32 protein-coding genes and 2 pseudogenes are annotated in these 25306 nt (G+C 51.0%); 8 read left to right on the top strand and 26 right to left on the bottom strand.

Annotated elements, in window-relative coordinates; translation table 11 throughout:
* Nucleotide 1: 1 nt before the first annotated feature.
* The 12 genes and pseudogenes from ACOYW1_RS32115 to ACOYW1_RS32060 all read right to left on the bottom strand — a co-directional run bounded on the left by ACOYW1_RS32115 (nt 2) and on the right by ACOYW1_RS32060 (nt 5805).
* A complete protein-coding gene (locus ACOYW1_RS32115; protein WP_482421167.1) occupies nt 2-223 on the bottom strand; it encodes a hypothetical protein in 222 nt (73 codons plus the stop codon).
* Complete coding sequence (locus tag ACOYW1_RS32110; protein ID WP_482421166.1) at nt 187-375, bottom strand: hypothetical protein; 189 nt, start codon at nt 373-375, stop codon at nt 187-189. Before ACOYW1_RS32110 ends, ACOYW1_RS32115 begins: the two co-directional genes overlap by 37 nt.
* Nucleotides 376-412: 37 nt before the next feature.
* Nucleotides 413-1033, bottom strand: a complete 621-nt coding sequence (locus ACOYW1_RS32105) for a hypothetical protein (protein WP_482421165.1) — start codon at nt 1031-1033, stop codon at nt 413-415.
* A 50-nt stretch (nt 1034-1083) separates the two neighbouring features.
* Entirely contained in the window at nt 1084-1281 is a 198-nt protein-coding gene (locus tag ACOYW1_RS32100) for a DUF7210 family protein (RefSeq protein WP_482418977.1), read from the bottom strand.
* A gap of 62 nt (nt 1282-1343) precedes the next feature.
* Nucleotides 1344-2348, bottom strand: coding sequence for a major capsid protein (locus ACOYW1_RS32095; protein ID WP_482421164.1), 1005 nt, complete (start codon nt 2346-2348; stop codon nt 1344-1346).
* 40 nt (nt 2349-2388) lie between these two features.
* A complete protein-coding gene (locus tag ACOYW1_RS32090) occupies nt 2389-2751 on the bottom strand; it encodes a head decoration protein (RefSeq protein ID WP_482418979.1) in 363 nt (120 codons plus the stop codon).
* 37 nt (nt 2752-2788) lie between these two features.
* On the bottom strand, nt 2789-3325 hold the full coding sequence (locus tag ACOYW1_RS32085) for a hypothetical protein (RefSeq protein ID WP_482421163.1): 537 nt from the start codon (nt 3323-3325) through the stop codon (nt 2789-2791).
* Entirely contained in the window at nt 3238-4017 is a 780-nt protein-coding gene (locus ACOYW1_RS32080; protein WP_482421162.1) for a S49 family peptidase, read from the bottom strand. Before ACOYW1_RS32080 ends, ACOYW1_RS32085 begins: the two co-directional genes overlap by 88 nt.
* A complete protein-coding gene (locus ACOYW1_RS32075) occupies nt 4010-4459 on the bottom strand; it encodes a hypothetical protein (RefSeq protein ID WP_482421161.1) in 450 nt (149 codons plus the stop codon). The genes ACOYW1_RS32080 and ACOYW1_RS32075 overlap by 8 nt, the downstream gene beginning before the upstream one ends.
* A 123-nt stretch (nt 4460-4582) precedes the next feature.
* Nucleotides 4583-5067, bottom strand: a pseudogene (locus ACOYW1_RS32070) (phage portal protein).
* 49 nt (nt 5068-5116) lie between these two features.
* Nucleotides 5117-5587, bottom strand: a complete 471-nt coding sequence (locus tag ACOYW1_RS32065) for a phage portal protein (RefSeq protein WP_482421160.1) — start codon at nt 5585-5587, stop codon at nt 5117-5119.
* Entirely contained in the window at nt 5584-5805 is a 222-nt protein-coding gene (locus ACOYW1_RS32060) for a DUF6148 family protein (RefSeq protein ID WP_482421159.1), read from the bottom strand. The genes ACOYW1_RS32065 and ACOYW1_RS32060 overlap by 4 nt, the downstream gene beginning before the upstream one ends.
* 380 nt (nt 5806-6185) lie before the next feature.
* Here ACOYW1_RS32060 and ACOYW1_RS32055 point away from each other — a divergent pair, with 380 nt between their 5' ends.
* The 3 genes from ACOYW1_RS32055 to ACOYW1_RS32045 all read left to right on the top strand — a co-directional run bounded on the left by ACOYW1_RS32055 (nt 6186) and on the right by ACOYW1_RS32045 (nt 8076).
* Nucleotides 6186-6410: a hypothetical protein gene (locus tag ACOYW1_RS32055; protein WP_482421158.1), complete on the top strand. Its 225-nt coding sequence runs from the start codon at nt 6186-6188 to the stop codon at nt 6408-6410.
* A 243-nt stretch (nt 6411-6653) separates the two neighbouring features.
* Nucleotides 6654-7412 (top strand): AAA family ATPase, encoded by a 759-nt coding sequence (locus tag ACOYW1_RS32050; RefSeq protein WP_482421157.1) that lies wholly within the window; start codon nt 6654-6656, stop codon nt 7410-7412.
* A gap of 310 nt (nt 7413-7722) precedes the next feature.
* Entirely contained in the window at nt 7723-8076 is a 354-nt protein-coding gene (locus ACOYW1_RS32045) for a hypothetical protein (RefSeq protein ID WP_482421156.1), read from the top strand.
* A 634-nt stretch (nt 8077-8710) separates the two neighbouring features.
* Here ACOYW1_RS32045 and ACOYW1_RS32040 read toward each other — a convergent pair.
* The 11 genes and pseudogenes from ACOYW1_RS32040 to ACOYW1_RS31990 all read right to left on the bottom strand — a co-directional run bounded on the left by ACOYW1_RS32040 (nt 8711) and on the right by ACOYW1_RS31990 (nt 19385).
* Nucleotides 8711-9226, bottom strand: coding sequence for a hypothetical protein (locus tag ACOYW1_RS32040; RefSeq protein ID WP_482421155.1), 516 nt, complete (start codon nt 9224-9226; stop codon nt 8711-8713).
* Complete coding sequence (locus ACOYW1_RS32035; protein ID WP_482421154.1) at nt 9219-9764, bottom strand: hypothetical protein; 546 nt, start codon at nt 9762-9764, stop codon at nt 9219-9221. The genes ACOYW1_RS32040 and ACOYW1_RS32035 overlap by 8 nt, the downstream gene beginning before the upstream one ends.
* Nucleotides 9765-10978: 1214 nt before the next feature.
* Nucleotides 10979-11215, bottom strand: a complete 237-nt coding sequence (locus ACOYW1_RS32030) for a terminase gpA endonuclease subunit (protein ID WP_482421153.1) — start codon at nt 11213-11215, stop codon at nt 10979-10981.
* 35 nt (nt 11216-11250) lie between these two features.
* On the bottom strand, nt 11251-11475 hold the full coding sequence (locus ACOYW1_RS32025) for a helix-turn-helix domain-containing protein (protein ID WP_482421152.1): 225 nt from the start codon (nt 11473-11475) through the stop codon (nt 11251-11253).
* 6 nt (nt 11476-11481) lie between these two features.
* Nucleotides 11482-12756, bottom strand: a complete 1275-nt coding sequence (locus ACOYW1_RS32020) for a terminase gpA endonuclease subunit (protein ID WP_482421151.1) — start codon at nt 12754-12756, stop codon at nt 11482-11484.
* Nucleotides 12735-13280 (bottom strand): annotated as a pseudogene (locus tag ACOYW1_RS32015) (phage terminase large subunit family protein); the annotation flags it as partial. The gene ACOYW1_RS32020 and the pseudogene ACOYW1_RS32015, both read right to left, overlap by 22 nt.
* 155 nt (nt 13281-13435) lie before the next feature.
* Entirely contained in the window at nt 13436-13921 is a 486-nt protein-coding gene (locus tag ACOYW1_RS32010; RefSeq protein WP_482421150.1) for a hypothetical protein, read from the bottom strand.
* A gap of 153 nt (nt 13922-14074) precedes the next feature.
* On the bottom strand, nt 14075-15292 hold the full coding sequence (locus ACOYW1_RS32005; protein WP_482421149.1) for a DNA-methyltransferase: 1218 nt from the start codon (nt 15290-15292) through the stop codon (nt 14075-14077).
* Between the two features lie 181 nt (nt 15293-15473).
* The gene (locus ACOYW1_RS32000; protein WP_482421148.1) at nt 15474-15824 is read right to left on the bottom strand and encodes a transposase; all 351 of its coding nucleotides are present in this window, start codon (nt 15822-15824) and stop codon (nt 15474-15476) included.
* Nucleotides 15825-16361: 537 nt separating this feature from the next.
* On the bottom strand, nt 16362-18749 hold the full coding sequence (locus ACOYW1_RS31995; RefSeq protein WP_482421147.1) for a phage/plasmid primase, P4 family: 2388 nt from the start codon (nt 18747-18749) through the stop codon (nt 16362-16364).
* A 162-nt stretch (nt 18750-18911) separates the two neighbouring features.
* Nucleotides 18912-19385: a hypothetical protein gene (locus ACOYW1_RS31990; protein WP_092209066.1), complete on the bottom strand. Its 474-nt coding sequence runs from the start codon at nt 19383-19385 to the stop codon at nt 18912-18914.
* A gap of 533 nt (nt 19386-19918) precedes the next feature.
* Between ACOYW1_RS31990 and ACOYW1_RS31985 the strand changes: the two genes are divergently transcribed.
* Entirely contained in the window at nt 19919-20857 is a 939-nt protein-coding gene (locus ACOYW1_RS31985) for an ImmA/IrrE family metallo-endopeptidase (RefSeq protein ID WP_482421146.1), read from the top strand.
* A 27-nt stretch (nt 20858-20884) separates the two neighbouring features.
* On the opposite strand, the gene ACOYW1_RS31980 is transcribed toward ACOYW1_RS31985, so the two are convergent.
* Both ACOYW1_RS31980 and ACOYW1_RS31975 read right to left on the bottom strand, forming a co-directional pair.
* A complete protein-coding gene (locus tag ACOYW1_RS31980; protein ID WP_482421145.1) occupies nt 20885-21472 on the bottom strand; it encodes a hypothetical protein in 588 nt (195 codons plus the stop codon).
* Nucleotides 21473-21484: 12 nt separating this feature from the next.
* Complete coding sequence (locus tag ACOYW1_RS31975) at nt 21485-22117, bottom strand: hypothetical protein (RefSeq protein WP_482421144.1); 633 nt, start codon at nt 22115-22117, stop codon at nt 21485-21487.
* 409 nt (nt 22118-22526) lie between these two features.
* Between ACOYW1_RS31975 and ACOYW1_RS31970 the strand changes: the two genes are divergently transcribed.
* The 3 genes from ACOYW1_RS31970 to ACOYW1_RS31960 are packed head-to-tail and all read left to right on the top strand — an operon-like array spanning nt 22527 to nt 24120.
* A complete protein-coding gene (locus tag ACOYW1_RS31970; RefSeq protein WP_482421143.1) occupies nt 22527-23267 on the top strand; it encodes a ParA family protein in 741 nt (246 codons plus the stop codon).
* Nucleotides 23264-23800 (top strand): ParB/RepB/Spo0J family partition protein, encoded by a 537-nt coding sequence (locus ACOYW1_RS31965; RefSeq protein ID WP_482421142.1) that lies wholly within the window; start codon nt 23264-23266, stop codon nt 23798-23800. The genes ACOYW1_RS31970 and ACOYW1_RS31965 overlap by 4 nt, the downstream gene beginning before the upstream one ends.
* A 53-nt stretch (nt 23801-23853) precedes the next feature.
* The gene (locus tag ACOYW1_RS31960) at nt 23854-24120 is read left to right on the top strand and encodes a hypothetical protein (protein ID WP_482421141.1); all 267 of its coding nucleotides are present in this window, start codon (nt 23854-23856) and stop codon (nt 24118-24120) included.
* A 479-nt stretch (nt 24121-24599) separates the two neighbouring features.
* On the opposite strand, the gene ACOYW1_RS31955 is transcribed toward ACOYW1_RS31960, so the two are convergent.
* On the bottom strand, nt 24600-24761 hold the full coding sequence (locus tag ACOYW1_RS31955) for a hypothetical protein (protein WP_482421140.1): 162 nt from the start codon (nt 24759-24761) through the stop codon (nt 24600-24602).
* A gap of 311 nt (nt 24762-25072) precedes the next feature.
* Here ACOYW1_RS31955 and ACOYW1_RS31950 point away from each other — a divergent pair, with 311 nt between their 5' ends.
* Nucleotides 25073-25303 (top strand): hypothetical protein, encoded by a 231-nt coding sequence (locus ACOYW1_RS31950; RefSeq protein ID WP_482421139.1) that lies wholly within the window; start codon nt 25073-25075, stop codon nt 25301-25303.
* The last annotated feature ends 3 nt before the right edge of the window (nt 25304-25306 follow it).

The following is a 25306-nucleotide window of genomic DNA, read 5'->3' as shown; positions in this document are numbered from 1 at the left end:
CTTAAGGGCCCGGTTGAAGGCAGACACCGCCATGCGAGAACAGAGCACCGCCCTTTGATCCCCCAAGATCCCGGTGTACATCCCCAGGGCCACGCACCCCAAGAAGGTGTGTCCGAAACCCCTTGGTCACGTCCCCGCCGTAATTGGCCGAGTGCATCTTGATGTGGGTCCGGCCCGGCACGTCCATCACCTGGTAGCACCACCCAAACTTCGGCGAATACACCCACCGCACCTCATAGATCCCGGCAGGGATGCGGTGCGGCCCTTCTCCCGCCAGGGCAGCTCCAGGGTGCGGTAGACATTGCCGTCCGGTGCCATGATCACCCCGAAGGTCCCCTGGTCGCAGGTTTCCGTGCGAAGCAGAGAGAGCCTCACGCATCCCCCTTCCCGGCCAGCACCAGGCCGCAGATCTTCAGGGAGGTGGCCCGGAGCCGGTCCAGCTCCGCCGGGAGCAGGGTCCGGGTGCCCTTCCGATAGCTGGGATCCCCACAAAGCCCACCGGGTCCCCGTCAAAGGAGAAGATCCCCACCAGATAAAAGGAGCGGACGCCCTGCTCCGCCAGGAACTGGTAAAGTCCGAAATCCCGCTCCCGAACCGTCTCAAGGTCCGGGCAGTGGATCTCCTTCATCTTCATCATCTCGGTGTTCCAGCTCGCAAAAAAGGAGTTGGGCAGGCTCTGCAAGGTCGTCATGAGGGGCGAGGCCCCCACCTGGACGCGCTCATGGGTGTTGCTGCACCGGTCAAAGTGAACCCCCACCGCGTTCTGGTTGCCATTGTGATACTGAAACACCGTGGCGCGCTCGCAATCCAGATCGATGAGGAGGCCGTCCAGGGCGTCGTTGATTTGCTTGCCCGTCTCCATCTTGCCGAACAGCTCTTTCCGAAAGCTGCTCTTCAGCCGCTCCTGGATCCGAAGCTGCCAGCCGTTTCCGGCAAACAGCCCCAGGGCCAGGGTGGCAAGCCCCACCCAGGTTCCGTGGTTGGTCATGATCTTCGAGCAGACCTCAAGGGCCTTCCAGGTTGTTGCGTCCATCTCGTTCAAGCCCTTTCGGGGGAATGTCTACGCGTAGACATGTTGCCGCCTTATTCGTCCACGTCGAGGAGCTCACACTCCTTTACCGCTACCTCAGCCATCACAGGCCCCGCCGCTTTCAGGGCGATCAGCTCATCTGCAATGTCTTCAGGTACGGTCAGCACCTCACCGGGAGGATAGTATTCGCCCTCATGTTTCACGGTTTTCAGCAGGGATATTTCTTTGAGTTTGATTTTTTTACTCGCCACAGAATGCTCCTTTGATGGCCCCCGGCAACGCTGCCGGAGGCCTGTAAATGGGATAAAAGGGTCTACAGAACGTCCGCTTCCACAACCGCTTCCGGCTCCCAGAGAACCGGCAGGGGCCGGGACTCCACCAGGTTCCACAGCACGGAAGGGTCTTTCTCTTTCCAGTTCTTGGCGAAGAACTCGCCCACCACGTTGGCGTCCAGGTCCAGGATGTTGCCGAACTCGATGCTGATCCGGGCATCGGTGGCCACCATGTAGATCTTGTCCGCCTCGATGAGCTTCTGGGGTGCCCCGGAGGCGTCGTCAAAGGAGGATCCGTACCGGTAAATCTCAATGCCGCCCAGGTTGCCCATGTAGTTGGAGGACATCCCCAGGACCGGCTCGGCCGGCCTGATCGTCCTGGTCCTGTCCATCCACTCGTCCTTGGGCACCTTCTTCCGGAGCCACTTGGCCGCCTCGGTGCCGCAGATCATGATGGCGGCCCCGCGCCCGAGCTTGTCCACGATCATGTCGTTCCAGGACTGAATGTCGTTCAAGGGGTCGGCATCGGCGCCCATCCATTTGGATTCCCCGGTAAGCACCACCTTGTGATCCGCAGGGATCTGGTAATCCACCTCAAAGGCAACGTTGTCCTGCTCCACGATGATCTTGCCGGTGAGGGCCTGGGCGCACATCCACTCCAGGGTGGTGAGGACCTTGTCCTTCAGCTCCTTCATGGACTTCATGATTTTGGACTGCTCCGCTTCCTCCACCGACTTCGGCCCGGAGGCATAAAAAGGCTGCCCTGCGCCGCGCTCGCCGCGAAGCTTCTTGGCGGTGAGGGGATCCTTCAAACGGATACGCGGGGTCTTCACCGAGCGCTGGGACCGGGTAGACCCGGAAACGATCTTGCCGCCCTCCACGTCCGTCACAAAGGGGGCCAGCTTCCGGCCTCCCACCGTGATGTCCACGTCAATGGTGTCCGCTTCGTTGGTGTTCCTCTCTTTAAAGATCAGGTCCTGAAGCATCCGGGGCGGGGTCTTCAACTGCTCCACCGCCCGTGTCAGTACTCTCCATGCAATTTCCATATGTTCCTCTATCCCTTATGATCAATGCCCCCCAAGGGGCCTATTTTACGTAAATACCCACGGCCTGAAGCTGGGCCACCGCCGCCGCCTTCTGAACCGCCGTGATGCCCTCGGGCCAGACCAGGCCCTCTGCCACGGCCTCCGCGTGGGCCACGATGACGCACGGCTCATCGCTTGCCTTGGCGTCCACGTCTCCGGCCAGGATGGCCATGGCCGCCTGGGTGCCGTCGGATGCCGCCGGGGCCAGCCCGGTCAGTTTCTTGTCCGCCGTCACCTGCCCCAGGACCTCACCGGCCACATACGCCCTGCCCTGCTTCAAGGTACCGGACACCGTGATAACGGGATGGTCCCCCAAAAAGGCCCGATCCTTGATCACATCCCCGTGCTTAATCATCTGCTGCATCGATCTTCTCTCCTCACGTTTAAAAGGGATTTTCCGGCTACGCCAGGGCAGCCAGGGCGGAAGCCTGCTTGTCCACATCCGTGGTGGTCAGCTTGTCGGCCCCGGCCTCGGGCCTCACCCCATCAGAGTGCGCCGACTGAAGCCCGTTCAGGATCGCCTGTCGGCTTGCCTTGTCTTTGCCGTCCGCGTCGGTCTCCTCCTGTTCGGCGGTTGCCCCGGGCGTGCCCAGCACCTGGCCGAAGGCCTCGATCTGGGCCACGGTGGCCCCACTGCTCACCAGGGCGGTGAGTTTTGTGCCCTGCTCTTCCCCCACGACGGCAGAGACGATGCCCATGATCCGCTCGGATTCCGCTTTCACCTGGTCCGTCACGTCTTTCTGGGCAGCCTCCCTGCCTTCGCTGACTGCTTTGGTGTACAAATCGGGATGTTTTGCCTGAAACTCTCCGTACTCCATGACGAAGACCTCCTCTTTCTCTTTGATTCTGGTTAAAAAGGTGTCAAAGCTCTCCTCCACGCGATCAATGAGGCCGATCTCCAGGGCCTCCTGCGCCAGGAACACTTTTCCATCGGCCATGGCGAGGGCTTTGTCTGTGGACACGCCACGGTTCCGGGCGACGTCATCAATGAAATTGAGTGGTGCGTGAAGGATGACCCGGTGGAGCGGATGGACTCCTGGTCCAGGGGCTCCGAAGGGTTGCCCATGGCCTTGTATTTCCCGGCGGTAAGGTACGTCACCTTGTACCCGCCCTTCTCCTGGGCCTTGGACCGGTCCACGTGCATGGCCCGAACCCCGATGCTGCCCACCTGGGCCGTGGAAGGGGCGGCGATCTCTTTTGCCACCGAGGCAAGCCAGTAGGCCGCGCTGCACATCTGGCCGTCTGCGTAGGCGTAAATGGGTTTTTCCAGGGCCGCCCGGTGGAGAAAGTCGGAAAGCTCTTTCACGCCGTCCACGTCCCCGCCGGGGGAGCCCACCTTGAAGCAGATCGCCTTCACCCCGGAGTCCCCAAGGGCCGCCTCCACCTGCTCGCGGATTTCCGCATAAGTGCTCTCCCGCTCCAGCCAGAAGTAGTACCGGGTCCGCTCCTCTTGAAGGGCCCCCGCAACCCGGATCACCGCCACGGAGTCGATGACCTCAAGGTCCGCGCCATCCCCGTCCGCATCGGCAAACATGGAGGCATCGATCTTGCCGGATTCCACCAGGGCCACAATGGCCTCATGGGCATCCGTGGTGATGGCCCAGGGCCGTCCATGCAGTCTCTCAGGCATTGGCTGCCTCCTCTTCCTTTTCTGTCTCTTCAATCAAGGCATCTGCCGCGTCTGCCTTAGCTTTCTTCACAGCTGGGGTAGGCTCCTCAGGCAAGAGCCCGGCTGATTTCTCCTTCCGAATCTCTCGTGCGCGTTGATCAAGCACAACGTCCACATCCTGGCCGCTTTCCGCCAGAATGCCAGCAAGTGTATTGGTATTATTTTGAAGCTCCAGGTCGTGAGCCCTTGCTGTTTTAAGGGGGTCGATCTCGCCTCGTTTGGGGAATCCAGGATGACTCATGTTATAGGCATGACGTGCGTGCGGTTCCCAATCAGGGGATCCGGCAGGCAGGGTAATCATCCCCCGGAGCCACGCCTCTTCCAGGACCATCTCCCAGACCTTCTGACAAAATCGATCCACCGACCACTCTTGGTAAAATTCAAAAACACGCCACGCTTCCATGAGGGCCGCCCGAGCGCTGGAATAATTCGTCTTTTGAAAAATCCTTGGCCACAACCTCATAGGGCATCCCCACAAAAATACCCGATCCCCCGAAGGATCCGCTCCACAAACTCTGGGAATGTGTTACCGGGTCGCGTTTTCCAGAACCTTGGGTTCTTCTCCTGGGTTGCCGTAGATCATTGTCCCCGCAACCACATCCTGGTGGCGTGTGAGTTCACCGGCGGCCACTTCGTTTCCGTTCATGTCACGGCCCGAAGTCGCGTCTTCTGCATTTGGGGTTTTGATAAAGACGGGAAAGCTGGCCGCCACGATGGCGCCCACCAGCTCAAAATCAAGGATAATGATCAAGGTCCGGAAGAACTTCATCCCCGGGCCAAAAGGGAGATCCCCCTCACCTGCTCATCCTCCTTCTGTATAAAGGAGTGGAACACCCCGGGCCGGTGCCCCACCCAGGCAGGAACCTGGGCAAAGCTGGCCGAAGGAAGGCTGTAGGAGGTGTAGCCGTTATCCGGATTGGCAATCCAATAAGACGAGGGTCTCCCGTTCTCACCAAAAGCCACCCCATCACGGATGCTGGTGTCCTGAGTCAAATCGGAAGGCGTATACATCCGAAGGGGATTCACACACTGCAAGGCCAAGGAAAACGTCCGGCCCGGCTCATCTATCATCGCCGAATCGCAGAAACTCCCCGTTCACCACCAAAGACTGAACCGAAAGAAACTGAATCTCCCAGAAAGCAAGCTGTCCACCGGCATCCGCTTCCGTCTCCCAAATGGAAAACGCCCACTCTGCCTGGGTCTGAAATGCTTCTGCCTGCTCTTCACTCCACCCCAGCAGCTTCCAGTTGGGCCGAGACTGGGGCCGAAGCCCCGTCCCCACAACGCTCACCCCCATGCTGTCCGTGATGTTCGCCGCATGGGGATCGTTGGCCACCAAATCCTGAGCCCGAGACGCAATGGTGCTGCGCTCATAGGGCTCAGAATCCCGGTTCATCCGGGACGTCATCCAGTTGGCCAACGTACCGGAATGGCCCCCCGCCTTCCGATGCACACCGTAGGAGGTATTGGCCGCAACAGAAGACGAGGACGAAAGGGGCCGATTGTCCGGCCCATATAATAAAGGAGTCATCGAACGATCCTCCCCGTGACAAACTTCGGCCCGGCACCGGAAACAAGCTTGCTCCGCTCCTGGTCCAAAAACACCAGAGTCTTCCGGATCTCATCAATGTCGGCACGGACAAACTCCCGCTTGCCAAGCTTATAGGATTGGTTCGCAGCTATAGCGAGGAGGGCCTGCTTGAAAGCTGCGATCTGTTCATCGAGTTCTTGTAGAGTGAAAATAGCCATGGGGGGAATATGGCATGGGGCGGGGGTGGGTGTCTGTTACGAGAGAGACGTGTGAGATGAGGGAGACGTGAGAGACACTTTATTTTGGAAAGCTACAGAAAAGGTGGTGTTGGGGTTGGGTTAACAAAATTTTGTCTACGTTTACGTACATATCTATAAGAGCAAGAGAAACAACACGATAGCCATTTTGTACAATCGATTATAAACACAATTAACACATCACTCTCCAGGAATAATATAGGAAGATAGGTCTTTATCTTTACATGAACGGGGATGATAGATATAAACAGTACGGTAGATTAAAGGAAGGCAAATTCTCTTGATTTCCATCAATAAGACATTGGATATCTAAAATTAAAACCTAACCTTAAGGTATTAAAATGCGACATTATATAAGACGTCTGAATGGCAAAATTCCAAATTTACGTAAGGAAATTGACATCAGCTTAAATGGGTCAAACCTCATTATAACAGGTACAAATGGATCTGGTAAAACTTCACTATTAAAAGAGCTTTATAGAAAAACACACATCCTTATTGCAAATAAAAAACAAGCCGATACCCAACAAATTAATAATACTTTAAAAGTCAAAGGGAACATCTAAAAACACAACAAAAAGGGACATCATATCACGATTCCACGATGAGAATAATAAATCGTTATCAAAAGGAGTTGGATACTATTACTAATGGTATCCAAATTGACTTTTACAATAATATCGAGTTTTCTTCACAGTATGATGATAAGATTGCTTTAATTAAATTATTCGAATCTACTCGTAATGCGAATATTTCTCCTGCTGAAACTGCACACGGATTAAAAACAATCAAAATCTATTAGATAATATTTGGGAAGTAATAATGCAGGAACTCATTTAGAACAGCACTTGGTTAACCTCCGAAACAGAAGGGCTTTAGCATTTGCGGAAGATAATGACACGGCGCTTTCGGAAAAGATAACTTCTTGGTTTGAACAATTTGAAACGAATCTTAAATTTCTTATGGAAGATGATACAACAAAATTGCATTTTGATTCTGACAGTCTTAAATTTACTATACTTCAAAAGGGAAAAGCGCCTTATACATTTCAAACGTTATCTTCAGGCTATATTGCTATTTTTGATATTTACGCTGATTTGTTGATGCGAACTGAATACTTCAAAATAACACCTCAAGAACTTGGTGGAACGGCATTTATCGATGAAATTGACGTACATCTTCATATTTCACTTCAAAGAAAAATTCTTCCTTTCCTTACATCTTCATTTCCGAATGTCCAATTTATAGTAACCACACACTCTCCTTTTGTAATTGTCTCCGTTAAAGATTTTGTAATATATGATTTAAACACGAACACTTCAATCGACGAAGACTTATCTATATACTCTCATACTTCAATAACTGAAGGCCTACTTGGAACTAAAACCACATCCATAATACTCGATGATATCATAAATGATATATGCAAGATGGTCGATTCTCAGAAAATAGATTATACAAATCTTAAGAAATTGGTAAACAGTATCAAACCATTTGAAAACAACCTAGATAGTCGTTCTAAAGCGTATTATATGCTCGGCGTTAATGCATTGTTGGATCAGGAGTAATATTAATGTTTAACACAACCAGATCGCTACCCGCACCAACCTGTTTGAATGATGAACAATATAATACAGCTACAGTTGTAGAACTTGAGTGAATGTTTCACGGCAAGTGCTATTTATGCGAACAAGATGAGTTATCAGCCCCAGAGATTGAACACTTTGATCCGCATAAGGGTGACAAGACTAAAATGTATGATTGGAATAACCTTTATTATGCCTGTGCGGCCGCAACAGTATTAAAGGCACTAAACATACAAATCTATTAGATTGTTGTGATAATAGTATAGATGTATTTAAAGAAGTAAAGTGTTTGATGCCGAGTTATGCAGATGGGCCAATATCTGTAACATCGACTAATTCTTCGCCAGACATTAAAACAATAAACACAATTGGCCTCTTAGATAAATGTTACAATGAAACAAATACTCCACTAAGGGGAATTACTCGTTCATCATTAATGGAAAAACTGTTCAACCACTACTTTAATTTTCTCGATTATCGAAGGATAATAGTTGATAAAAGGTTTTCAGATGAAGAAAAAAAACATGCAAAAGGTCGACTTGAGGCGATGTTAAAGGTCTCATTCCCATTTTCTGTTTTTTGGCGTTGGCACTTGCTTAGTGATACTCCTTTGAAACGGAAAGTTGAGGATTTGGTTGATTTTTGATGAAAAAAAGGGGTCGCCAACTTCTTTTCATTGCTTCCCAATTTGTTAATCAGCGGTTTGAGGCCGAACTGGATAAAGGTCAAAAAGATTGTAATGCATTATAAAAAAGCCGGCCGTAGCAGATTATCACAATCCAGAGATTCTATATATCTTAAGGGGCTTGCCAGAATGTCCAATGTCAAGACGCGGCCCCTTTCCCTGAGATTAATAGAATAGCTATAAGTTCTCTTTGAGTTTATCAAAAGTATACAACAAGTACATACTTGTAAACCCTACAAAAATAAAAACAGAAAGCATAATTAGTGATGTAGTAGTAGATTTAGGTATACCTAGCATACTCGTAATCAATGTGTTAGAACAAAAAGAAATAAATGTCAATATTGCGAGACTTATTGTTGATAAGAAATTAATGGCCCCAGCCATAGTTTTTAATTCATACTTTCGGAAAATATCGAGACAAGTTGTAATAAAATCTAAAAAACTACTTAGATTTAAACCGGTCTTAACGACGAACACGAAAAGTTGTTTCACAAGCAAATAACAAAACCACATAAAGGCAATAATCACAATTGCTGTTAAAATTTTATCACACGTTTTCATTGAATAATAAGCATAAATTATTTTTTCAAAATCATTATAGTTCATTCAAATATCCCTGAATTTTATGAGAAATAACATAAACAATTAATGATATAATCATACCAATTCTGTACCAGCTAATGGTACTTAGGCTATAGTTAAAAAAAACATCTAAAACGAACGCTAAAGAAAAAAACAGAAAAAATGAAAGAGCAACCGAATTAAATCGTCTAATTCGTGAATTGTTTTTCACTTCATTTTGTAAGAAGTCTACCTTAGAAATTAGAGTACTATTTTGTAAAACTATTTCTTGTATGGCTTTAGGGGTTTCAGTAAAATGATCTTCTGCACTGGCAGTATGCCTGCCCACCATATCAATAACTCTATCAAGTTTGTCGCTAAGATCTGATACGGATGTAGGATTAGATCTATCTGAGACAATCCCTTCCACAACACCCTGGCTCTGTTCAACACGGATATAGTGCTGAGAATATGAATCATTGTGCAGGTATGGATTTAGATCTGAGATTTGAGTATAAATGCTATTTGAATTATCAGAATTATTATTCATTATTCAGTAAACCTAATAGGGCTTGTTTGGCTTTTTTAATAGTTGCGTCGATGATTTTATCATATAACTCAAAGCTATTAATCTTAGAATCACCATTTAAGCGATTTTTACTTTTTAGCCCTAAACCTATAGATACACCCTTTTCTTCTGTAGTGGAGTTAGACCTATCTATTCTTAAGTAGGATGTACTTTTATTACTCTCAACAGGAGCTTTCAAATTATACTTAAGACTCTCGTAATGCCCTATCGAATAAGTATTGAGTAATTCACCACATTCTTCTTGAAACATGAATGATGATTGCGTTACCTTAGATGGTTTTTGTATATTCAAATACTTTTGAAAAAGACTTTCTTCAATATTATACTCTTTCTCTTTTAAGGGCAATTGAATTACTACATTTGATTCAATATTATCAATACTTATATTTGTGTCATTCTCTATATATTTAATTATTGGCAATGTATTTTTTGCTAAAGCATTTTTAATTATAGAAAAATCAGCATCCCTGAAATTAAAGAATATTTTAGCACGAACCATTGAAACCTCTAACCTTTTACTCGACCTTCTGCTTTGCAAAAAAAAAAACGAGGAATGTCAAGTGATGCGTTATCATTAACCTTAGTCGAAACAGCTTGACACCCATCAAATAGAGATGAAAATTTTTTTTCGAAATCATATATCATACGTTCAATATTTGGATAAGGTAAGTAACAAAAAGAAATCGTAACGTCCGTAATTCGAAAAGGCTCGAATAAGTTTTTTTTATATTCTGTAGTTGTCATGAGCACACTTTGATGAATAAAGGTTTACCTGTATAATGTAGTTTTTTTTTTCGAGTGAACAATTTATACTGTTGAACACAAAACGTTATTTAACTTTTGTTAAACTAAATAATTCCATATTAGAATTCAAGCATATAATTTTATATATGTAGTTTTTTCCTTCTCTCCACAAACGCCTCAACGCTCCGCTCAATAACCCTTCTGTTCCCCGTGTAGTATCCCGTAATCCCCCCGCCTATAGCAGCCGATAAATATGAAACCGTGAACAAGGGATCATTTGAGCTGCTTCAATCACATTAACCGTTCGTTCTGCCATGCCTTTACCTCTTGCTATACCAGGCGGGTCGTTTTCGATTGCCTTGGGTTTTCGTGCATCTGCCTGTGGGGCTGATGTGGGTTCTGGTCTCGGAGTGGTTCTGGGGTTAGGGGCTAACGTTCTCTTCTCTTCAACCTTTGCCAAGAACCGAATGCTGGGAGCCCAGAACGAGTCGGCACAGGCAACAGCATAAGCCTCGCTGTCGAAAAGGTAGTCCCGTCCTCCAATCTCTTTCCAGATGACCTTTTTGGACTTCTTGTCCCGGCGCTTCTCTTCGGCCAGAAACTGCTTGGCGTAGGCCAGGTCGGTTTCCGAGTGGAGGTAGAACCGCTGAGGGCCGTCAGGCTTGCCGATTTCGGCCCATCCTCTTTTCGGGCAAGCCGATAATGCAGAGGGTCTTTGGGCTGGTGGGTACCCAGGAGCCGAGCTACAGGCCACCGGGAATGGGCTTGTTGCTTCGAGGTAACATGTACACTACCTTCACCTGTACCTTCTGGAACTGGGTCTTGGAGATCCTTGATCCCGAAGATTACCCCCCTGCTGTTGCCCCTCAGCCACTCGTAGACATCTTCCGTCCGAGTCCAGTCGTCATAGGCGTTCACATCGCCCCAATTGGAAAGCGTCCCGTACTGGGTGAACCAGCTTGTGAGGTCCTAGTCCCAGGCCATGACAACAAAGTAGAAGTTGCTCTTCTGAATGTCGATACCACAAGTGAGTGCCACTGCTTCCTTGGGCACGATACCCGAAGGAAGATCTGTTTTGTATTTCAAGAGTTTTGATTCATCGATGGTGGCCATGACGGGTTTGTAGGGCACGGCCTTGTGCTGGGTGTCAAAGGCCATCATCTTGGCCGGAGGAAAAAGAGGAAATGGGGTCGGAAAAGGAATCACGTCTTGACATTTGCCCCCCCTTTCTCAATCTGAAATTATTGGATGTCTACGCGTAACACATCCCCTAAACCTCCGTCCTTAGCCTCCTCCTTCCGCCTCTCCACGAACTCCTCCACACTCCGCTCAATCACCCGCAGCCCCCTCCGATTCCCAGTGTAATACCCTTTGATTTCCCCTGCCTCTAGAAGCCTGTACGCATGAGCCCGTGAACAAGAGATCATCTCTGCCGCTTCCATTACATTCACCGTTCGTTCAATCATCGCTCGTTACCTCTTGTTGTACCAGCTGGGCCGGTTTCGATTTCCTGTGATTCTTTGTCGGACGTCCTGGGCCTCTTGCTTGGGGGCCGGTTTTGGTTTGGGTGCGTCTTTCTTCCTCTCTTGGACCTTGGCCAGGTACCGGATGCTGGGCGTCCAGGCCGAGTCGGCGCAGGCAGCGGCGTAGACCTCGCAGTCCAGGAGGTGGTTGTCCCGGCCTCCGATCTGCTGCCACTTGATCTTACGTGTCTTCTTATCCCGGCGCTTCTCTTCGGCCAGGAACTGCTTGGCGTAGGCCAGGTCGGTTTCCGAGTGGAGGTAGAACCGCTGGGCGTCGGCGGGCCTGCCGGTTTCGGGGTCCGCCTCTTTTCGGGCAAGCCGGTAGTGCAGAAGGTCTTTGAGCTGGTGGGTGTCCAGGAGGCGCAGCTCCAGGCCGCCGGGGATAGGCTTGTTGCTTCGGGGCATCTTGTCCATGAGTTTCACCTGGACCTTCTGGAACTGGGTCTTGGATGCCCCCTTGATCCCGAAGATCACGCCCCGGCTGTTGTCCCTGAGCCACTCGTAGGCCTCTTCAGTTCGGGTCCAGTCGTCATCGGCATTTATGCCGCCACCGGTATCCAGTGCGGCCCGGAAGATCCCCTTGGTCTCCGAGGAGTCCTGGACCGGAAATCGGGTGTTGAATACAAGGTGTTCCACATCGTCCCAAGTGGAAAGAGTCCCGTACTGGATGAGCCAGCTTGTGAGATCCTTGTCCCAGGCCCTGACCACAAAATAGAAGTTGGTCTTCTGCATATCGATGCCGCACGTGAGGGCCACGGCTTCCTTGGGAACGATACCCGGCGGAAGGTCGGTTTTGTGGTCCAGGAGTTTGGTTTCATCGGTGGTGGCCATGACGGGTTTGTAGGGCACGGCCTTGTGCTGGGTGTCAAAGGCCATCATCTTGGCCGGGTCCTGAAGGCCCTTCAGAAAGGCTGCGGCCACATCGGAGAGGCTTACAAAGGGGGAGTACCAGGACGGCAGGTGGTAGCCTACGGCCACGGGTCGGTTGATCTCTTTCTCCGGGACCCATTTGCCCTCTTTCACAGCCCGGTTCCGGTCGATGTCGTCCCAATCCATGCCGCACTTCGTGCAAGTGTACCGGGCGGACTTTCGGCTGACCACGGTCTTGGGGTCTGCCTGGGAGCCTTTGGGCCAGTGGATGCTTGGGAACTCCATTTTCTGGAATGTGCCGCAAATGGGACACGGCACCTCGTAGTGGTGCATCAGCTCCACGTCTTCTGCCATGAGCCGGAGAAAGCGTCCCCGTCTTCAGCCGGTGTGGAGAAATAGAGAATCTTCTTGGTGAAGGGGTAGGCGTTGGTCCTCACCTCGCCCAGGGAGATGGGGTCTGCCTCCTTCCCCGCGAACTCCGGGTATTTGCCGGGCTCGTCAAAGAAGAGGTACCGGACGGACTCCGAGGCCATCACCGCAGGGGACGTGGCCCAGGCCATCATGATGTCCATGCCGTTGGTGAAGTTGATGGACAGGGTGGACACATCATCAGCCTTTTGGCTCAGAAGCTCCGCAATTCTGGGGGTGGACTTCAGGGCAGGGACGATCTGCCGCCTGCTGATCCTCTTCACCGCCTTTTCATCGGGCATCACGTACATGGCCGGACCCGGATCCTGGTCCGCTGCATACTCCATGCAGTTGATGGCCACCTGGGTTTTCCCGGTCTGGGGGGCAAAGCAGAGAAAGATCTTCTGCACCCAGGGAAGGTTCCAGGCGTCCATGGGCTCCACCAGGTAATGGGTGAGATCGTTGGTCCACGGCCCCTGGGCCGGGCCTTTGGAGACCCGCCGATGCCGTTCGGCCCACTGGGGAGACGGTCACCTTCTCCTTTGCCTTGAAAATCCGGCGCTCGGCGTCGGTAAACTCGATGATTTCTGCTGTCATTTTGCGTCTTCTCCTTCCATATCCACCTTCAAAACTGGCCATTTTTTGGGCTCCGCATACCGCCCAAGAAACAGCTCCATCCGTTCCAGGCAATAATCGATGAGGTCCGCATTTTTGACTCGTGTCCCCATCCACTCGCTTGATCATCTCCCCGGCGTTGGACCCGAAAGAAGGTCTCCAGGTCGTTCCTGAAGATCGCCGCCCGTGCCGCCAGGTCCCCGTTGAACAGATCCCGGTCGATGTACTGGCCGGACTCCACCAGGGTCTTCATTTCCCAGTGCTTGGCCTGGGCTTTCGCCTTTCTGGTTTCAGCTTCCAGCTTTTCTTTCTGGAGCTGGCCCGCCTCCTCAGCCGGGCTGGTGCCGTCTTGTCTTTTCAGGTGAAGGGCTGCGTATTTTTCCACGTCCTTGATGTGGAACACCCCGTCCACCGCTTTTAACTTCCCCTCTTTCAAATGCCCGTAGACACTTGACTTTGAAACCTTCCACCCCTTGTCGTTCAGATACTCTGTCACGGCTAACGGGTTTGATAGTGTTGGAGTCGACATCTCTTCCGGCCCTTTTTCTGTTGGCCGAGGTCATGCAAAGCTTTGTTGATCTGGTTTCAGGTACGGACATTTTCGGCGGTGGCCTCTTGCGCCACCCGGAGCTGGGCCTGCTGCTTTGCTTTAAGCAGCACCTTGAAATCCCGGTCGCTCAGCTCCCCTGCAATGTCGTTGATATCTCGCGTGTCTTTTTGTTCCGTCAAATCCGTACAACCTCAGCTTTTTTTCCGTGAATTCTTCCCAACGCGTTACAATGACCTGGCAGTAATGGGTTCCCAGTTCCATGGTGCGGCATCGTCTGCCGGTACGTTCACATGCTATGAGGGTTGTACCGGAGCCGCCGAAGCAATCCAGGACAATCTCCCCCCGCTTTGATGAGTTGCGAATGGCCCGTTCGATGAGGGCCACCGGCTTCATGGTGGGGTGGTCGCTGCTCTTCAGCGGTTTGGCAACGTTCCATATGGAGGTGAGCGCATCCCCCCCCTGGAAAAGAAGCTCATAATCAGAAACCCGAACCACGATGTGCTGGATTCCATCCGTGAACGTTAAAATGGACTGGCCGTCTTCCTCTTTTTCGATTGTCATCAGGGAGTCACTCTCAGTGACGCTCTGTTGTTTTCTTCCCCCGAACCGACGGGCCGCGCCCGGCTTCCATCCGTAAAGGATGGGCTCATGCCTGCTGTGATAATCCTGCCTGCCGAGCACAAAGCCGTTCTTTACCCAGATGAGGCACTGCTTCTGGAGCCAGCCGGAGTTGGCCAGGGCCTCCCTGAAATTTTTCCACTCCGCGTCCGAATGACAAACGTAGATGCCGCCACCAGGGACAGTGTGCTCACACATGTTGGTAAACGCACCGAAGAGAAGGTCATAAAATTTCTGGTTGTTCAGGTTGTCGTTTTCAATTTTCAGCTTCTTCTCGGTGCCGCCTGTGTAATCCACGTTGTAAGGTGGATCGGTGAACACCATGTGGGCCGACTCGCCATCCATGAGCTTTAAGAAATCTTCATGCTCCACGGCATTCCCGCAGAGAAGCCGGTGCTCACCCAGAATCCAGAGGTCCCCGGCCTGGCAACGGGATTCTGCGACCTCGTCCACCTCGGGCACAGCATCGGGATCCGTCTGGCCGGATTCCAGGAGCAGGTCCCCGATGAGGTGATCAATCTCCGAGCAGTCGAACCCGGTGGCTTCAAGGTCAAAGTCGAGATCCGCCAGTTCCTTCAGCTCCAGGGCGATCTCGTCCAGATTGAAATCGGACTCCGCCACTTTGTTGTCCGCAATGCGGAAGGCCCGGATCTGCTCCGGGGTCAGGTCCGCCACGCGGATGCAGGGGACGGTTGCCATTCCAAGCTGCTGAGCAGCCAAAAGCCTTCCCTCACCAGAAATGATAACCAGGTCATCATCCACCAGGAGCGGAATGCGAAACCCGAAGACCTCGATCGACGAGCAGATCTTTTCAACCTGGCCCTTGGGATGGTTCTTTAGGTTCCGGACGTAAGGAACGAGCGTCTCGACTTCTAAAAATTCAATGTGCATGAATCAGACTTTCAACTTCTTTGAGTGTTTCAAACTTCAGTCGCCACATACGAACCGTATTGGGATGGTTCCGGACGAGCCGTGCTGTTTCTGTGTTCGAGAACCCGGCCTCAAGGAGGAAGGCCAAAAGCACCAGCTCCGTGAAGCTCTGTTGACTCCGGGCCAGAAACGTACCCGTAAGCGCTGTAAAGAATTTCCCGCAGGCCGGGCAGGTCAGACGAAGGCCGCTCCAGAAACGTTGCAGCCGATTGTCACCTTCGATTTCCGCCCCGCATCCGGGACAAAAGACACCGGCGGGATGAAGCCGCCGCAGAACCCAGCTCTGGGCAAAACCCGGCATCCAGAAACTCAGGCCCGAAGGCCGCCAGGGCGTCTGCTGCCGTGAAGGTTGCCGGTGTGCCGGGGTTGATTGCCGTTGCTGTGTTTTCAGTGGTTTCCATTGTTCCAGCTCGTTTTAAAATTTAAATGCGAAGAACTATCGCGCTCATTCGTACCCGCATGGGGCAAAGCCTGAGAAGGACCCAAGCCGCTTGGGCCTCTTCGGCCCCCCTTCCCTCACCGGTCAACCCGGTCAACCCCGGTCAAACGATGCGGTCAGGGGTTAAGCCCCTGAATTCTTTTATTTGGTCAGGGTGGTCAGCCCTTTTTTTCAGAAAACGGAAAACTTTTCAGGGGGCCTCTTAACGCCTGCACACGCAATATGTGGCGTGGAGGGTTGACCGGGTTGACCACCCCACCTATCAGCTCGACTTTACATCGGATATCCGGTCAGGGGTCCGGGCGTCAGGGTTGACCAACCCCTGACCAGGGGCTGACCACTTCGAGGCCTTGAAGGCGCCCTGTCTGCACTCAAGGGGTGCGGGGATCGAGGGCCGCATCATGCGATAATCTTCAGGGAGATGTTCTTGACGCATTGCACCCTCTTTTTGCCGTCACGGGCTCGATACTGGGCCAGACAGTCAATGGCCTGGTACAGCTCCCGGAAGAAGTTGTCGTAGTTCATGGGGGCAAAATTGCGCGCCCGTGACCACTCGGTATAGCTGCCGAAGAGCTTGTCTTTTGACGTGTATCCCGCCGACTCGCCCACATCGCACCGGTCCTCCACGTAGCTCAGGATCGGGTTGTTGCTGAACTTGTATTCCATGAGCAGGTCATCGGTTTCCTGGCATCGGGTAAAGCCGCCCTGCTTGCGCAGGCAATGGAGGCCTTCAAGGGACCATGCGAAGATCTGGGACAGCTCCCCCAGGAGCTTCTCTTCAAGCTCTGTGTCGGCATCTTTCCCCAGGAATTGCCGCTTGAACTGGATGGGCAACACCCGCCTGAAGAAGCCGTCCGAGTTGTCCAGGACGCGGGGCTTCTTGTTGGCCGCGAAGATCAGCTTGCAATAGGGCGTAAAGTCAAAGGCGTCCTGGTGCTTGAAGGCCGCCGTGATGGGATCCCCGGTGACGATGGCCTTGAAAAAGGGGCTGTCCAGGGCCTTGGCCCCCACCTCCGTGCTGATGTTCAGCAGCTTGTTGTAGAGGCTGGATCGCAGGAACTGGTCCTCAAGATCCGCAAAGCCGATGGAAGAGCAGTTCTGGATGCCCACCATGTGCCGCAGGATCTTGATCACCGTGGACTTGCCGTCCGCCCCCGGCCCGAAGAGAAAAAGGGCTTTGCCGTAGCGGGTATCTCGGGTGAGGCAGTATCCGAAGAACTCCTGGAGCTGGTCGATGACCGCCGGGTTCTGGATCGTCTCCTCCAGAAATTGAAACCACCGCTCCGGCTGGGCCTTGTTGTGGCCGTCGTAGTCGATGGGGAGGCAGCAGGTACTGTAATAGCTCACGTGGTGAGGCCGGGTTTGAAGGGTTTCTAAATTTAGCATGCTGCTTTCAAGGCACACCCAGTCGTCCTGGTCGTTCACCGCCCTGCCGTGGGGAATGGTGCTGAGCATCCGAGCCTGAAGGGCCGCATCGCTCACCCGGTTGGCCTTGGACTCCTCCCCAAGCAGCTTGATGCACCGTTTCTTGACGTGATCCTCCTTGAAGACCACCCAGTGGGTCTTCTCCCACTTGTAGAGAAGGCCCGTCTCCGGGTCATTCAGAAGCGAAAGGTCCTGGAGGATCCGCTCAGCCAGGAGCCGGGGCTTGAAGGAGAGCCGGTCCCCTACCCCATATGAAAAAAAATCCCGGGCGCAGGAGATCTCTCCGGAGTCCTTCATGACGTAGGGCTCGGCATGGTCGATGAGGTTTTGCAGGTCGTCAGAAGTCTGGCCGTGCTTGGCAAAAAAGTCGGTGAGGTCCTCGCCGTGCTTCTCCGGCCACTGGCCGTCATCACGCCGCCCCATGAAACCGGGCCAGTTAATGAGCTTCAGGGTCCGGCTCACGGTGTAAAGGTTCTGACAGGAGACGTCCCCGTAGGTCATGCCTGGCTGGTCACAGTCTCGGGCCACAATGATGTCCCGGTCCAGGAGCTGGTTCAGGTGAGTCTGCGCCCACTTCTTCGGCTTGGTGGTGTTGGCAATGGGGTTGAACCCCATGGAGAGCGCGCACACCACGTCGGTGATGCCCTCCACGTAGAGGACGGGCCCTTCCTTAAGGGGGGCCGGGGGAAACAGCCGGGTCTGGCCGAAGCCCTTGGCCCAGGAGACCATCTTGTATTCGGAGGCCCCGGGCTTGTAGAGGATGATGTTCACCAGCTCCCCGTCTTCATGGATGGGGAAGGCGATCTTTCGCCACTCCGGGTTCCTGATATAAACCAGCTCCCCTGTCTTGCTGTCCTGGCGGTGGGTCTGCATGCGAAGGCCCAGGGCCTCGATGGCCTCCCGGGTCCACATGCGGGTCTGGGCAAGGCGCTCCACCCAGGAATCGGGAAGGGGCGGAAACTTGGCCCAGGCTTCCCGCATGGTGGTGTAATCAAGGGGGTCCGCTTCGGGCTCTGCCTTGGCTTTTGTTTTTGGTTTGGGTTGGTGGGGCGTCAGGGATCCGGCAGGCGCGTTGCGGTCGGTCTCAATGCCGTATTCATTCAAAAAGGCCTTAAACCCATCCTTAGCGTCCAGGCCACGGCACAGGCTGTACAGCTTTACCAGGTCACCGCTTGCCTGACACCCAAGGCAGTGGTAAACGTCTTTTTTCACATTGTAACTGAAGGAGGGGTTCGTCTCCTCATGAATGGGGCACAGCCCCCGAAGTTCCGCCTCAGTTGATGCTTTTGCGTCCACACAGAACAGCGATTTTGCAATGTCGGCCCTTTGGGCTTCGGTCAACTTATCCAGGGCGATACCCATATCAATTAAGCCTTTCCAACAACACAACTTTTCTCTTGTTCAGAGCAGAATCGTGTGTTAAATATTCCTTACGTTTTTAGTACACTTTTAGGGCCTCGACAGTGCCAGCTGTCGGGGCCTTTTCTTTTGCCTCTTGTTCAAATGAAATCCACCGCTTCTCAGTCAAGCGGCCTTTTCCTTGCTTACCCTCCCCAAAATCAGTGCCTCCAACTCGTCCAGCTCCCTGCGGCACTGCTTAAAGCTTGCCAGCAGTTCAAGCTGCGCATTCTTGGTGGGTTTACCGTTGGTCATCAACTCCTGGGCCTTCTCCCGAAGCGTCGAAATAGCCGACACCACGTCAAAGGACTCCTTGTCCCAGTTGTCCGTAGGGCAAAAAACATCCTCCTTCGTGACCAGGCTCATGCCTTCCGGCTCCAGGTACCTCATCAAAAACGGATCTTCCGTCACCGCCACCACCGCCTTTAAAAGGCGAAGGTTCATCTTGATGCGGCCTGCCAGGTAGTCGTAGATGGTCGCCTCAGAAAGAGACATCCGCTCTGCGATCCGCTTGACCACCTCCGACTTCAAACACCGGTGCTTCACCGCTGCATTGGCTTCGTTGGTGATCTCATCACGCTCCGTGTCACCTAAAACCATTCCCAAAACCTCCTGAAAAATTTCTGTAGTCCTTGATGCGATCTCCTCATACAAAGAGGTGATAAAGAGTAGAAATCCGTACACGAGACATCAACACACTCTCGCAGAATCCATCTCAAGCCACCTCGAATTGGAGGCAATCATCAAACGTCAAACAATCACTCAACACCCTTTAGTTGCTTCCAGGGATCACCGTACTTGTCAGGCCAAATCCACTTGCCACGTTCGATACCGGTAATGGGGTCGCTTTTCCGGCAAGCTTGGGGGATATGAAAGTGAGTCCGGCCTTTGCCTTATAAAGGGTTGTTGGATGCACCTGCTTTTTTTGATAGTGTCGTGATTTTCATAATCGAGAGATTATAGATTTATAATCCATATGTCAAGAGAGCTACAATGGATTGATAAATATAGAATATGATTCTATAAGACAGTATTATGAAAAATGATTCTGAAATAATCAAAGAAGAGGTGGGTTTACGCCTTGAAAAGCTGTTCAAACAGAGGAAGATCTCAAAGCAGAAATTCAACGTCGCTTGGGACTTAAGAGCTGGGACACCGTCCATAAATGGACCAAAGGCAAATACATCCCAAAGGGCAAAAACCTGACTCAACTTGCAGACATATTGGACGTTTCAACGGATTACATTTTGCTTGGCAAGGGAGGAGAGGAGAGTGGCCCCTTCCCCAGGTATGATGAGATCATGAAACTACCCATTGAAGAGCGCGCATGGTCCATCGCCAGGGTGGCTGCTGAACGTTATGGCATTACAGGCTTCATGTCTTTTGCCGGTGGGCGTGACGCGAAGGAAAAACCAGAGCTGATTCAACGATTCATGAAAGGAGAGTTTACCGAGGAGGGCTTTTACAAGGAGGCGTGCAGCTTCTTTGAAGAGATGGAAAAAAGAATCAAGGGTCAATCTGGCAAAACGGGGATTTTAGTGGGATCCATCTATAGACAGATTTTTGATCTTGAAACACACTGGCAAGGCTTCAATAAAAAACCTTTCTCAAAAAACGACCTGATCGAACTGGCAGAGCGAAACGGCATCGTGGTACTCAAGGACCACTCCGTGAAAAACGCCTGCGTCTTCCACTATGATGGGAAAAAGGTCGTTTTGTACAACCCTCACCAGCCGGACATTGACTTTACCCTATCCATAGGCCACGAGCTGGGCCACATCGGCCTCGGCCATGTCTACCCACACAATGCACCACTCCATGCAAACTTCTTCAGCAACGCCAGTATTGAAAAAGATGCAGGGATTATCGGATTTCTTTTCTGGGCGCCTTCGGCGGATTTGCACCAAATGGATAGTGAAGGTCGCCTCAACCTCGAAGAAATTTATAACAATTGCAAGGATTATCGTTACGGGGATATCAACGGGGCAAATCTTGAAAAAATCTGCGCAGCAAGGTTAAGAATTTACGATGCATTAAAGCGTATTAGAATCATCTCGCATTGTTTGATTTAGCGTCATAACCCTTAACTGTATTATTATTTAATCTGTTAGAAGTATGTTTTTAATAGACACTACTTCTACAGCATTTCTACCAACCTTAATAGCCAAGCGCATAGCTGACACTGCTTGAGTGTTTTGGTTCGGCAGTGCAAATTTGAAAATTGCCGATGTGGGTATGTTTGCAATTAGTCTTTTTTTCACTCCTAAATAGGTTTTGAAGTTTGATTTAACACCAGCCAAGTCTGCTTGTGAAATCCTACCCTCAAAGCCGTTTTCATCATAAATAATACTAGTATTATGTAAATTAATAACAATATCTGATTCCAGACTCGTTATCCTAAATTCACATATAATCATCTTGTCTTTTTTGCATTTAATCAAATCAATCTGGACCCCACTTGCAATAACCGACCCCTGCGAAGAAAACTTCATCTTTCCATTTAGTTGCGTAAAAACATCAACTTTTTTTTGTGAATTAGACTCTATAGAATCTATACGATTTTCAAGCCGAGTCAACTCGTTCTCTAAGTCTTTAATAGACCTAATATTTCTCTTCTCAGAATTTAATTGAGCATAACAATCTACAGAAAGAAGCATAACAATCAGAAATACAAGATATTTTTTCAAAACCCACGTCTCCTATTCAGTTAAAAAAAGTAATTCAATTGGTGAATCTTCAGTTAAAAAAAGTAATTCAATTGGTGAATCAGAAGTTAATTCAATATTCTCTTCAGATGGGATAACTACGCTCTTATGCTCAGCAGTTTTGTCTTCCTCCTCCTTTATTACTTGCAAAGTATATTTCGTTTTTCTATTAGATTTATTTTCTATTCTCCACTCATATGGTGTTTTAACTTTTAAAGTTAAATTTTTTTGGGCTTTTGTTTTTTTAGGTTCCAGCCTTAAAATACTTGCGGCCATATCTTGTTTGCCTATGGAGACTATTATATCTCCAGATAATGGTAACTCACTACTGCCTCTTTTTACCCTAATTTCAGATAACTCATTATCGATATTATTTTTAATATGGCTATCCAATATAAGATACATACATAAAAACCCAACGACCAAAACAAATATTATATATATAGTTCTTTTATTATCCCCCCTAAAGGAGGGCATATGAAACGTATAATAGATATCGCGTATTTTTTGAGTACATTTAATAACGAATATTTGATTTTTAGAATAGTTTGCAATGATATTACTAAGGTTACTGATAAAGGCAATAACAACCGACACAACTCCCAAAATGCAAAGCAGCGTTTTCATTCTATTCTAAACACCTAAATTTGCGGTCATATGACCATTCTCCATACATACCCATGGAGCCCCCCCGTACTTGATCAATAAAACATCATAAACCATTTATTTTTAGAAAAAACAAAAAGAAAGCCAAGCAAGCTGAGCATATTATATGAAATCTATATAAAAAATACACCTTTTGAGCAAGATAGAATTAACATTGTTCACCATGCAGTAACACCACAAAATAAAATCTCAAATTCCAATAATTTCTCTCTTCAGCAAACATACAACAAAAAGCTTATACCGAAGCATATTATCAGCACCTAAACAGAGATTCTTGACATATAGATTATAAATCTTTATTGTCGAATTATAAAGAGACTACCAGCTAAACTGAAAAGCCTAAGCTGATCTAATAAAGGAAATCTTTATAATGATAACTACCTGCATCGCAAACCAAAAAGGGGGCGTGGGCAAAACCACCACCGCCATCAACCTGGCCGCCGGGCTCGCCCTGGAGGGAAAACGGGTTCTCCTTGTGGACCTGGATCCCCAGGCGAACCTCACCAGCGCCGCCGGAGTGTTTGCTTCGGGCTGTGCCTACACAACAAGCCATGTGCTCCACCAGGAGGCGGGGATCCCCGAAGCGGTGGTGAAGGATGTCCTGGGCGGCCTTGTGGATCTGCTCCCGGCGGACGAGACGTTGAAGCGTGCCGAGGACCTGTTGATCCCGGAGCTGTTCTCCGAGTCCCGGCTGGCCAAGGCCCTCCAGGGACTGGACTATGACCACGTGCTCCTGGACTGCTCCCCTTCCCTGGGCCTGCTGACCGTCAACGCCCTGGTGGCGGCCACCCATGTCTTGATCCCCTGCGACTACGGGAGTTTTTCCATCGGCGGGATCGCCAACATCCATAACAAGATCGCCGAAATCGGCCTTGCCGGAAAGACCGTGCGCCTGTTTGTCACCATGTACCGCAGCACCACCACCCGCACCAATGAATGGGCGGAGGGCGAGCTGGCGCAATACCGGGAGATCATGCTCCGGACAAAGATCCGAAAGACGGAGCCCCTGCTCCAGGCGGCCATCGAGGAGCAGAGCATTTTTCAATTCGCGCCCAAGGGGATCGGGGCCGAGGACTATGCCGCCCTCACCGAGGAGTACCTGGCCTTATGAAAAAGCTCGGAGCCAACAAAAAGGTGAAGATCGCTGCCGGGTTCGGCGGGGAGTCCGGGACCTCATCCCATGAGCTTCTGCCCCAGGGCAGCTTTCTCAACGTGCCGGTGGATGCCCTGAAGCCGAACCCGTACCAGCCCCGGCAGGTGTTCAACCAGGAGGAGCTGGAGGCCCTGGCCGAGTCGATCCGGCACCAGGGCGTCATCACCCCCTTATGCATCTTCGTTGAAAAGGACCAATATTTCATCGGGGGCGGTGAGAGGCGGTGGAGGGCGTCCAAGCTGGCAGGCAAGGCCACGGTGCCCTGCTACGTCACCACGGGGAGCCCGGCGGAGATCGGCCTCATCGAAAACATGTTCCGGCAGGACCTCACGCCCATGGAAGAGGCCGAAGCCTATGCCCGGATGCAGAAAGAGTTCCGATACACCCACCAGGACCTGGCCCGGGTTGTGGGCAAGTCCCGCAACAACATCACCGAAACCCTGGGCCTCAACAAGCTGCCGGAGGCGATCCGGAAAAATGTCTACGCGTAGACATCTCAAAACGGGCCCTCATCGCCATCTCCCGGATGGAGACTCCAGAAGCCATGGAGGCGGCATTCAACCAGGCCACAGGCATCAGAACAAACGAGACGGACGAACCGAAGCAACCCAAGGCGAAGAAATCCAAAGCAACCAGGGCCACCGCCCGGGTGGAGAAGCTGACGGACGAAATCCGAAAGGTGAACCTGACCGAATGCAAGCCGGATGAATCCGCGGCCCTGGTCCTGGCCCTTCGGGACCTGAAGACGGAGCTTGAACGGATCCCGAACATGGCGCTGTCCATGATGAACCAGGAGGAAGGGCCTCTCTAACCTCACCGGCTCCTGCCGGGTCAAGCTCCTCAATGCTGGCTTTCGGATCTTCCGGACGCTGGGCTACGGCAATGTGTACTACAAGAAGCCTCAGCGGCCACACCGGCGGCTGGAAGCTGGTGAGCAAGCATAAAACAAAGAAAGCGATGAACGAGGCCCTGGAGGAACTGCTCCGGGACCCCATGTGCGTGAGAGATTGAGGAAGGACAGGATGATGCGAATTAATGAGAAACGGGTGGAGGGTCGGAAGAAACAATCACTCTATTTCAGACAACTCTTTCAAAATTTGCGGCAGTTGATTGCCATTAAAATCAAGCTCGATATTGCATCGATCACACGCATACGGAAAAAAGCCTTCCATGGACCCCAGAGGCGCATGACACATCGGACAATAAACCGTTGGATCATATGCACCCGAAGACCGGCGTTTAAAAAATGCCCCTCGGTACTCAACAAATTGCTCGGTAACCGCCTGGGTTTCAAGCTGCTTTCGAAGCCTGTTTGTTCTCTTCTTTGCACTTGGCAAGTTCCATCTTCAAATGGCGACAATAATTCGTGAGCTTGTCCGACTCCTCTTTGATGAGGAGCAACCGCTCCCGGAGGATCGTACTGCTTCCGTGTTCGTTGATTAGCTTTTGCAAACTATCGAGCAATCCCATTTAAACCACCATACATCATAAAAGTTAAAAGTTAGACGCAACGGCAAGCTAATAAAACCTATACCAACTTGTCAACTTTTCAGGCAGCAAGGAAAAACCAGCTCAACCTCATAAGCGAAAGTTGAATAGATAGATACAAACTCACCACGGGTTGCGTGCACCCGTAATCTGGAGACACTCTGGAGATTAAAATGCACGTCGGACGTAAGGAGGAAAAACAGTGGCGCGAATCAACGAAAAACTGGTTGCAGAGCTGAAAGAGAGATTACCTGACGGCAGAAGAGCTGGCCGAGGTGTTTCGGATCAGCCACAAGACCATCCTGAACTGGAACTGCGACGGCAAATTTGAGCAGGGCGTGGAAGTCATCCGCATATCCGGTGTGCTGCTCTTTTACTGGCCTGCGATCCAGGCGCGCCTTCATGCGAAACCTGAACCGCCAAAGAAGAGAACCAAAAACATTCCCAGGCCGACTTATCAATATGTAATTGGCATCGCCCTTCCCCGTGTTGTATCGTCTTGCTGATAC

Source organism: Desulfoluna sp. CYM3A, from assembly GCF_056829965.1.
The sequence above is the reverse complement of the archived record's forward strand: the minus strand, read 5'-3'. Positions and strand labels throughout refer to the sequence as shown.